We start from the raw sequence: 9,780 nt of genomic DNA on the forward strand, positions 1-9,780 counted from the left end.
AAGGATACAAAATGGCAAAAGAAATCAAATTTTCAGATAGCGCGAGAAACCTTCTATTTGAAGGCGTGAGACAACTCCATGATGCTGTCAAAGTAACCATGGGGCCAAGAGGCAGGAATGTGTTGATCCAAAAAAGCTATGGCGCTCCAAGCATCACCAAAGACGGCGTGAGCGTGGCTAAAGAGATTGAATTAAGTTGCCCGGTGGCTAACATGGGCGCTCAACTTGTTAAAGAAGTAGCGAGCAAAACCGCTGATGCTGCCGGCGATGGCACGACTACAGCGACCGTTTTGGCTTATAGCATTTTTAAAGAAGGGTTGAGAAATATCACGGCTGGGGCTAACCCCATTGAAGTGAAACGAGGCATGGATAAAGCCGCTGAAGCGATCATTGGTGAGCTTAAAAAGTCTAGCAAAAAAGTGGGCGGTAAAGAAGAAATCACTCAAGTAGCGACCATTTCTGCAAACTCCGATCACAATATCGGGAAGCTCATCGCTGACGCTATGGAAAAAGTGGGCAAAGACGGCGTGATCACCGTTGAAGAGGCTAAGGGCATTGAAGACGAATTAGATGTCGTAGAAGGCATGCAATTTGATAGAGGCTACCTCTCCCCTTATTTTGTAACAAACGCTGAGAAAATGACCGCTCAATTGGATAACGCTTACATTCTTTTGACGGATAAAAAAATCTCTAGCATGAAAGACATTCTCCCCCTATTAGAAAAAACCATGAAAGAGGGCAAACCGCTTTTAATCATCGCTGAAGACATTGAGGGCGAAGCTTTAACGACTCTAGTGGTGAATAAACTAAGAGGCGTGTTGAATATCGCAGCGGTTAAAGCTCCAGGCTTTGGAGACAGAAGAAAAGAAATGCTCAAAGACATCGCTATTTTAACCGGCGGTCAAGTCATTAGCGAAGAATTAGGCTTGAGTCTAGAAAACGCTGAAGTGGAGTTTTTAGGCAAAGCCGGAAGGATTGTGATTGACAAAGACAACACCACGATCGTAGATGGCAAAGGCCATAGCGATGATGTCAAAGACAGAGTCGCGCAAATCAAAACCCAAATTGCAAGCACGACAAGCGATTATGACAAAGAAAAATTGCAAGAAAGATTGGCTAAACTCTCTGGCGGTGTGGCTGTGATTAAAGTGGGCGCTGCGAGTGAAGTGGAAATGAAAGAGAAAAAAGACCGGGTGGATGATGCCTTAAGCGCGACTAAAGCAGCGGTTGAAGAAGGCATTGTGATTGGTGGCGGTGCGGCTCTCATTCGCGCGGCTCAAAAAGTGCGTTTGAATTTGCACGATGATGAAAAAGTGGGCTATGAAATCATCATGCGCGCCATTAAAGCCCCATTAGCTCAAATCGCTATCAACGCTGGTTATGATGGCGGTGTGGTCGTGAATGAAGTGGAAAAACACGAAGGGCATTTTGGCTTTAACGCTAGCAATGGCGAATATGTGGACATGTTTAAAGAGGGCATTATTGACCCCTTAAAAGTAGAAAGGATCGCCTTACAAAATGCGGTTTCGGTTTCAAGCTTGCTTTTAACCACAGAAGCCACCGTGCATGAAATCAAAGAAGAAAAAGCGACCCCAGCAATGCCTGATATGGGTGGCATGGGCGGCATGGGTGGCATGATGTAAGCCCGCTTTCCAATAACCCGCCTTTAAAAACCCTCTTCTAAAACCCCCCTTTCTAAAATCCCTTTTTTTGGGGGGGTGCTTTGATAAAACCGCTCGTTTCAAACGCTTTAAAAAATGCATAGCGGAATTACCAACTCGCCTTAAAAAAAACAAAATGATCGCTCGCCTTTAAAAATCTATGACAGAATGATCGTTCGCCTTAAAAAACGCGCAAACAAAAACCTCCATTAAAATCAAGATTTTATCATTAGCGTTCCATTAAAATAAAACCTAAAAACCCTTTCAATACCACCCAAACAAAAGCGCAAAAAACGCAAAAATTCTAAAATTTCTCCAAATGACAAAAAAAAAAAACGACTTTCATGCTATAATGCTGTGAATGCATTCTAAATGCATAAAACTTCAACCATTCAATTTTATTTCAAGGAGAATATTTATGAAAAAAACTCTTTTACTCTCTCTCTCTCGCTTCATCGCTTTTAAACGCTGAAGACAACGGCTTTTTTATCAGCGCGGGCTATCAAATCGGTGAAGCCGCTCAAATGGTGAAAAACACCGGCGAATTGAAAAAACTTTCAGACACTTATGAGAATTTGAGCAACCTTTTAAACAATTTTAACAACCTCAATCAAGCGGTAACGAACGCGAGCAGCCCTTCAGAAATCAATGCTGCGATCGATAATTTAAAAGCAAACACGCAAGGGCTAATTGGCGAAAAAACCAATTCCCCGGCCTATCAAGCCGTCTCTTTAGCGCTCAATGCGGCGGTGGGGTTGTGGAACGTGATAGGCTATGCGATAATGTGCGGGAATGGCAATGGCACAGAGAGCGGGCCTGGTAGCGTTGTTTTCAATAACCAACCAGGATCTTATTCAACGAGCATCACTTGCAACCGGTATGAAGCGACTGGTCCTGGTAAATCCATGTCTATCCAAGAATTTGAAAAACTCAATAAAGCCTATCAGGCTATCCAACAAGCCTTAAAAAACGACAATGGGTTTCCTGTTTTGGACGGGAAAGGCACAGAAGTGACCGTAACCTACACCTACGAATGCAAACAGAGTAGCGATATTAATGGCGGTGTGAATCAATTCTGTCAAAAAAATGGCAGCAATAATGGTGTAACTAGCAGTGGCAGCAACAACAAAAAAGAAACGCAAACCTTTACCTTCACCAATACCGCTCAAAACCTTTTGGAACAAGCCAGCACGATCATGAATGTCCTTAACACTCAATGCCCCTTGGTGCGATCCACGCATGATGAAAACGCTCCGGGTAATGGTAGCCCATGGGGTATCAATACAGATGGGAATGCGTGCCAAATCTTTAGCGCTGAATTTAGCGCCGTTACTAGCATGATCAAAAACGCCCAACAAATCGTTGCGCAAGCTCAAAGCCTTAATACTAACCAGCAAAGCAATCAAAACGCGCCGCAAGATTTCAATCCTTACACCTCTGCTGATAGGGCTTTCGCTCAAAACATGCTCAATCACGCGCAAGCGCAAGCCAAGATGCTTGAACTAGCCGCTCAAATGAAAAAAGATCTTAACACTATCCCAAGCCAATTTATCACAAATTACTTGGCAGCTTGCAGAAGTGATGGCACAACACCTAATCAAGGGGTTACTAACAACACTTGGGGAGCGGGCTGTGCGTATGTGGAAGAGACGATAACGGCTTTAAACAACAGCCTTGCGCATTTTGGCACTCAAGCCGAGCAAATCAAGCAATCTGAGTTGCTTGCACGCACCATACTTGATTTTAGAGGCAGCCTTAGCACTTTAAACAACACTTATAACAGCATCACCACGACCGCTTCAAACACGCCTGATTCCCCATTCCTTAAAAATTTGATAAGCCAATCCACTAACCCTAATAACCCCGGGGGCTTACAGGCTGTTTATCAAGTCAACCAAAGCGCTTATTCGCAATTATTAAGCGCCACGCAAGAATTAGGGCATAACCCTTTCAGACGCGTTGGCTTGATCGGCTCTCAAACCAACAACGGCGCGATGAATGGGATCGGCGTGCAAGTGGGCTACAAGCAATTTTTTGGCGAAAAGAGAAGGTGGGGATTAAGGTATTACGGCTTTTTTGATTACAACCATGCTTATATCAAATCCAGCTTTTTCAACTCCGCCTCTGATGTGTTCACTTATGGGGTAGGAACAGATGTCCTCTATAACTTTATCAATGATAAAGCCACCAAAAACAGCAAGATTTCTTTTGGGGTGTTTGGGGGTATCGCGTTAGCCGGCACTTCATGGCTTAATTCCCAGTATGTGAATTTAGCGACCTTCAATAATTTTTACAGCGCTAAAATGAATGTGGCGAATTTCCAATTCTTATTCAACTTGGGCTTGAGAATGAATCTGGCTAAAAACAAAAAGAAAGCGAGCGATCATGCCGCCCAACATGGCGTGGAATTAGGCGTGAAGATCCCCACCATCAACACCAATTACTATTCTTTGCTAGGCACTCAACTCCAATACCGCAGACTCTATAGCGTGTATTTGAATTACGTGTTTGCGTATTAAAAGCTCGCATTAAATTCTCTTTTTTTGTGAAACTCTCTTTTTAAGGGGTTTCTTTTTTTTGATTTTTTGAACTCTTTTTTTTGGGGGGTTTTTGTTTTGAAGCCTTTGTTTGGGGGTTTCTTTTTTAAACTCTTTCTTTTTTAAACTCTTTCTTTTTTAAACTCTTTCTTTTTTAAACTCTTTCTTTTTTAAACTCTTTCTTTTTTAAACTCTTTCTTTTTTAAACTCTTTCTTTTTTAAACTCTTTCTTTTTTTGGGAGGGGGGCTTGATTAAAAATTCTTTTTAGCATTTTTGACGATTTAGTTAGTGGAAAACTTGATACTAATTCAAGCGATAGCTTTTAAAAAAAGCGCTTTTTTTGGGGGTTTAATGGGGTTAAAAGGGAGAGAGTGATTTCAAAATACCCCCTACTTCCTTAAGGAAATGCGTTTTTAAATACTTTAAACAAACTCAATGAAATGATTTTTACAACAAAATGAGATCTAAAACGATAAAACAAAAAAGCATTGAATCCTAATAAGATTTATTAGCGCTTGGGAGAAACAAAGCCTTTTTAAAACCCCAAAACTAACGCTAACCAACATTAAAACGCATGGAATCTGTTGTGATCCTTACAGAATTAAACGCAACCAAGTTTTAAGCGTAATAGTTGTTACCCATGCCGTTTTGAGAGCGTGTCGTTTCTATAAAAACCGCAATATTTTTCAGTTATTCTTGACAAGCGTTAAAAAAAATTGTATCATTATCTTTTTGTGAGACCCGTTAGCTCAGCTGGTAGAGCAATTCCCTTTTAAGGAATGGGCCGTTGGTTCAAATCCAACACGGGTCACCATTTGAGCGTAGTGGCTCCTTCATCTAGTGGTTAGGATACCACCCTTTCACGGTGGTTACAGGGGTTCAAATCCCCTAGGAGTCACCACTCTTTTAATATAGATTTAGTTGGATTTTATCTCAATGTTGTGGTCGCTTAGCTCAGTTGGTAGAGCGCTACCCTTACAAGGTAGATGTCATAAGTTCGAGTCTTATAGCGACCACCATGACTAAAGCATGCGTTTTTAGGCTATGGATTTTGGATAGGGAGCGGTAGTTCAGCTGGTTAGAATATCTGCCTGTCACGCAGGGGGTCGCGGGTTCGAGTCCCGTCCGCTCCGCCACCAAGAACTTTTTAAATCATTTTCTACGCTTTATTTTCAAATAATAGTCAATCGTTAAAAATGACCCTTTCATCTAGTGGCCAAGGATACCACCCTTTCACGGTGGAAACGGAAGTTCAAATCTTTCAAGGGTCGCCACAAAAATTCCAAACTACACCCATAAATTATCTAAAAGCCTGGTTTTACCCACACGAGCCGCCACCAAAATGAGCGTGTTAGTTGGCTCTATGGTTTTTAAAGGCTCTAGCTTGTGGTTGCAAAATTCCAAATAATCCACTTCCAAGGTTTCTAAAATTTCAAGCCCTAGTTTTTTCAGTTTTTCGCACGCTTTTTCGCCCTTATCTATGGCCTGCTTGATGTTTTCTAAAGCTTTTGGAATGGCTAGGGCTTGTTTTCTTTCTCTTGCATTCAAATACACATTCCTAGAGCTTAAAGCCAAATTATCGCTATCGCGCACGATCTCGCATGGCGCTATTTCAATGTCTAAAAGCAAATCTTTAACTAAATGCTGGATGATTAAAAGCTGTTGGGCGTCCTTTTTGCCAAAATACGCTCTAGTGGGATTGATAAGATGGAACAATTTTAACACAATCTGAACCACCCCATCAAAATGCCCATGACGCATGGCTCCCTCTAAAGAGCTAGATAAAAATTTAGGGGCGTAGAGTTTCAGGCGTTGCTCTATTTCATAGGGATACATTTCGCTCACTTTAGGCACAAACACCACACTAACGCCTAATTTTTCACACAAAGCCAAATCCTTTTCTAAAGGGCGCGGGTAAGCACTAAAATCCTCGTTAGCCCCAAATTGCGTGGGATTGACAAAAACGCTCACAATCGTGTGGGAATTTTCTTTCAAACTCCTTTCTATCAAGCTTTGATGCCCTTTGTGTAAAGCCCCCATAGTCGGCACAAACCCCACGCTTTCTTTCAAACTTTTACGATATTCTCTTAAAGCAGCAACCGTTTCTAACACCCGCATTCAACAATCCTTTAAAAGCTCTAAAACCACTTCTCTAGGCTCTTTAGCCTGATAAATGGGGCGGCCCACCACGATAAAATCGCTTAAATTTTGTTTAGCCTCTTTAGCGTTCGCCACCCTTTCTTGATCTTCTTTATCGCTTTTATTGAGCCTTATGCCAGGGGTTAAAGTCAAAAAGTCCTTACCCAAATTCTCTTTAATCGCTAAACTTTCAAACACCGAACACACCACCCCATCAATCCCGCTCTCTTTGCCCATAGCGCTCAATTTTATCGCTTGAGTTTTTAAAGGAGCGTTATACACGCTCAAAAATTCCTCTTCGCTAAAGCTAGTTAAAGCGCTCACGCCCATGATTAAGGGGCGTTTTTTAAGAGCGTTTAAGCGTTGCATTAAAGCTGTTAGCGCGCTTTTGGCACTGCTTAAATGCACGGTGAGCATGTCAATTTCTAATTTCGCGCATTCTAGTGCGGCATTTGCCATAGTATAAGGAATATCATAGAGCTTCAAATCCAAAAAGATCTTAAAATTTTCATCAATCTTTCTGATTTCATCTAAAAAAGTAGCCCCATCTCTTATAAAAGATCTAAGCCCCACCTTAGCCCATAAATCTAAGCCCTTCAATTCTTGCAATAAAGAAAGGTTGTCCTCTTTTTTTTCTAAATCTAATGCGACACATAATTGCATGAAAGCCCTTTAAAGTGTAAAATAACGCCATTATAACAAAAAGAAATGCAAGATTTTTAGCTATGATAAGCGTTTTAAAATGAAAACCAAGTTTAAGAAAATGAGATTTAAGGGTTAAAGAGTGAAAGCGTTTTTAGGAGCGTTAGAGTTTCAAGAGAATGAGTATGAAGAGCTTAAAGAGCTTTATGAGAGCTTAAAGACTAAGCAAAAGCCCCACACTTTGTTCATTTCTTGCGTGGATTCACGAGTCGTGCCTAATCTAATCACTGGCAATAAACCGGGCGAATTGTATGTGATCCGCAACATGGGCAATGTGATCCCCCCTAAAACAAGCCATAAAGAATCCCTTTCTACCATTGCGAGCATTGAATACGCTATTGCACATGTAGGGATTCAAAACTTAATCATTTGCGGGCATAGCGATTGTGGGGCTTGCGGGAGCGTTCATTTAATCCATGATGAAACCACCAAAGCTAAAACCCCTTACATTGCAGACTGGATACAATTCTTAGAGCCTGTTAAAGAAGAATTAAAAAAACCACCCGCAATTCAGCAACCATTCCGCCAAGCGTTCATGGCTTACAGAGCGTTTGAATGTGCACTTGCAACTCAACAACCTCTTAAGCTATGATTTCATTCAAGAAAGAGTGATGGATAACGAATTAAAAATTTTTGGTTGGCACTATATCATAGAAACAGGCAGGATTTATAATTATAATTTTGAAAGCCATTTTTTTGAGCCGATTGAAGAAACCATTAAACAAAGGAAAAGTCATGAAAACCCCTGAAACAAAAACCCCCAAATCCGTTTTAATTGCCGGGCCATGCGTCATTGAGAGCTTAGAAAATTTAAGAAGTATCGCTATTAAATTACAACCCCTAGCCAACAACGAGCGGTTGGATTTTTATTTTAAAGCGAGTTTTGATAAGGCTAACCGCACGAGTTTAGAGAGTTACAGAGGGCCTGGTTTAGAAAAAGGCTTAGAAATGTTACAAGCTATCAAAGAGGAATTTGGCTATAAAATTTTAACCGATGTGCATGAGAGCTATCAAGCAAGCGTGGCAGCCAAAGTAGCGGATATTTTACAAATCCCGGCGTTTTTGTGCCGCCAAACGGATCTGATTGTAGAAGTGAGCCAAACTAACGCTATTGTCAATATCAAAAAAGGGCAATTCATGAACCCAAAAGACATGCAATATTCTGTCTTAAAAGCCCTTAAAACAAGGGATAAAAGCATTCAAAGCCCCACTTATGAAACAGCGTTAAAAAATGGCGTGTGGCTGTGTGAAAGGGGGAGTAGCTTTGGGTATGGGAATTTAGTGGTGGATATGCGCTCTTTAAAAATCATGCGAGAGTTTGCCCCTGTGATTTTTGACGCTACCCATAGCGTGCAAATGCCAGGGGGAGCGAACGGAAAAAGTTCAGGAGACAGCTCTTTTGCCCCTATTTTAGCGAGAGCTGCGGCTGCGGTGGGGATTGATGGGTTGTTCGCTGAAACACACATTGATCCTAAAAACGCCCTAAGCGACGGAGCGAACATGCTAAAACCTGATGAACTGGAATTTTTAGTAACCGACATGTTAAAAATTCAAAATTTATTTTAAAGGAATTTCATGCAAATCATAGAAGGGAAATTGCAATTACAAGGGAATGAAAGAGTCGCTATTTTAACATCGCGCTTCAATCATATCATCACAGACAGATTAAAAGAAGGGGCGATGGATTGCTTTAAAAGGCATGGGGGCGATGAGGATCTTTTAGACATCGTGCTGGTGCCTGGGGCTTATGAATTGCCTTTTATTTTAGAGAGGTTGTTAGGGAGTGAAAAATACGATGGCGTGTGCGTTTTAGGAGCGATCATTAGAGGGGGGACTCCGCATTTTGACTACGTGAGCGCGGAAGCGACTAAGGGCATTGCTAGCGCGATGCTAAAATACAGCATGCCGGTAAGCTTTGGCGTGCTTACCACGGATAATATTGAACAAGCGATTGAAAGAGCGGGCAGTAAAGCCGGCAATAAGGGTTTTGAAGCGATGAGCACTCTCATTGAATTGTTGAGCTTGTGCCAAACTCTCAAGGGCTAAAATGGCGACACGAACTCAAGCCAGGGGGGCTGTGGTTGAATTGTTGTATGCGTTTGAGAGCGGTAATGAAGAAATTAAAAAAATCGCTTCCAGCATGTTGGAAGAAAAAAAGATTAAAAACAACCAGCTCGCTTTCGCTTTAAGCCTTTTTAATGGCGTGTTAGAAAGAATCAATGAAATTGACGCCCTCATCGAGCCGCATTTAAAAGACTGGGATTTCAAGCGATTAGGGAGCATGGAAAAGGCGATTTTACGCTTAGGAGCGTATGAAATTGGCTTCACGCCCACACAAAACCCTATCATCATCAATGAATGCATAGAGCTTGGCAAACTCTACGCTGAGCCTAACACCCCTAAATTTTTAAACGCTATCTTGGATTCTTTGAGTAAAAAGCTCGCTCAAAAACCCTTGAATTGAGGGCGTTTTATATTTAATGATTTTTTAATGATTTTAAAAAATGATGCTATAACCACTAACCACTAACCACTAATCACTAAAAAGGGGGTTGGTGGGATTTGAGCGAGCGGTAGAAATAAAATTAAAGGAAGAATATGGCATACAAATAGCGACTTGGAATTTTTAAAGCGATTAAGCTCTAATGATTTGAAAGATTTGTTTGATGCACTTGTCTATGACAAAGATGGCGAAAAAAGATTTACTGAAGGATTAACGCTTTCGGAAGAATACAAAAAA

At 41.3% G+C, this 9,780-nt stretch carries 7 protein-coding genes, 5 tRNA genes and 2 pseudogenes; 12 read left to right on the forward strand and 2 right to left on the reverse strand.

Going from position 1 to position 9,780, the window contains the following annotated elements:
• The first annotated feature begins 11 nt into the window (after positions 1–11).
• The 7 genes and pseudogenes from groL to QT74_RS04900 all read left to right on the forward strand — a co-directional run bounded on the left by groL (position 12) and on the right by QT74_RS04900 (position 5,473).
• A complete protein-coding gene (gene groL / locus QT74_RS04870) occupies positions 12–1,643 on the forward strand; it encodes a chaperonin GroEL (protein ID WP_033765086.1) in 1,632 nt (543 codons plus the stop codon).
• Between the two features lie 436 nt (positions 1,644–2,079).
• A pseudogene (gene sabA, locus QT74_RS08525) lies at positions 2,080–4,180 on the forward strand (Hop family adhesin SabA/HopD).
• 757 nt (positions 4,181–4,937) lie between these two features.
• A tRNA-Lys gene (locus QT74_RS04880) sits at positions 4,938–5,013 on the forward strand.
• 12 nt (positions 5,014–5,025) lie between these two features.
• Positions 5,026–5,100, forward strand: a tRNA-Glu gene (locus QT74_RS04885).
• A gap of 42 nt (positions 5,101–5,142) precedes the next feature.
• Positions 5,143–5,218: transfer RNA gene (locus QT74_RS04890), tRNA-Val, on the forward strand.
• A gap of 40 nt (positions 5,219–5,258) precedes the next feature.
• Positions 5,259–5,335 (forward strand) — tRNA-Asp (locus QT74_RS04895).
• Positions 5,336–5,397: 62 nt separating this feature from the next.
• Positions 5,398–5,473: transfer RNA gene (locus QT74_RS04900), tRNA-Glu, on the forward strand.
• A 13-nt stretch (positions 5,474–5,486) separates the two neighbouring features.
• Here the strand turns inward: QT74_RS04900 and panC are convergent.
• Together panC and pyrF are read right to left on the reverse strand one after the other, a co-directional pair.
• Positions 5,487–6,317 carry a pantoate--beta-alanine ligase gene (gene panC / locus QT74_RS04905; protein WP_033765088.1) on the reverse strand — a complete coding sequence of 277 codons (831 nt, stop codon included), beginning with the start codon at positions 6,315–6,317 and terminating at the stop codon, positions 5,487–5,489.
• Complete coding sequence (gene pyrF / locus QT74_RS04910) at positions 6,318–7,001, reverse strand: orotidine-5'-phosphate decarboxylase (RefSeq protein ID WP_033765089.1); 684 nt, start codon at positions 6,999–7,001, stop codon at positions 6,318–6,320. It lies immediately after the preceding gene.
• 121 nt (positions 7,002–7,122) lie between these two features.
• Here pyrF and QT74_RS04915 point away from each other — a divergent pair.
• The 5 genes and pseudogenes from QT74_RS04915 to QT74_RS08195 form a co-directional block, all read left to right on the forward strand.
• Positions 7,123–7,789, forward strand: a pseudogene (locus tag QT74_RS04915) (carbonic anhydrase).
• Entirely contained in the window at positions 7,776–8,606 is an 831-nt protein-coding gene (gene kdsA / locus QT74_RS04920; RefSeq protein WP_033765091.1) for a 3-deoxy-8-phosphooctulonate synthase, read from the forward strand. The pseudogene QT74_RS04915 and the gene kdsA overlap by 14 nt, the downstream one beginning before the upstream one ends.
• 9 nt (positions 8,607–8,615) lie before the next feature.
• On the forward strand, positions 8,616–9,086 hold the full coding sequence (gene ribH, locus QT74_RS04925; RefSeq protein ID WP_033765092.1) for a 6,7-dimethyl-8-ribityllumazine synthase: 471 nt from the start codon (positions 8,616–8,618) through the stop codon (positions 9,084–9,086).
• Between the two features lies 1 nt (position 9,087).
• Positions 9,088–9,504 carry a transcription antitermination factor NusB gene (nusB, locus tag QT74_RS04930; RefSeq protein WP_000235749.1) on the forward strand — a complete coding sequence of 139 codons (417 nt, stop codon included), beginning with the start codon at positions 9,088–9,090 and terminating at the stop codon, positions 9,502–9,504.
• Positions 9,505–9,657: 153 nt separating this feature from the next.
• A partial coding sequence (locus QT74_RS08195) for a DUF3944 domain-containing protein (protein ID WP_324286932.1) occupies positions 9,658–9,780 on the forward strand: 123 nt, incomplete at its 3' end.

Origin of the sequence: Helicobacter pylori SA213A, assembly GCF_000476275.1 — a bacterium.
Classification (GTDB): Bacteria; Campylobacterota; Campylobacteria; order Campylobacterales; family Helicobacteraceae; genus Helicobacter; species Helicobacter pylori_CL.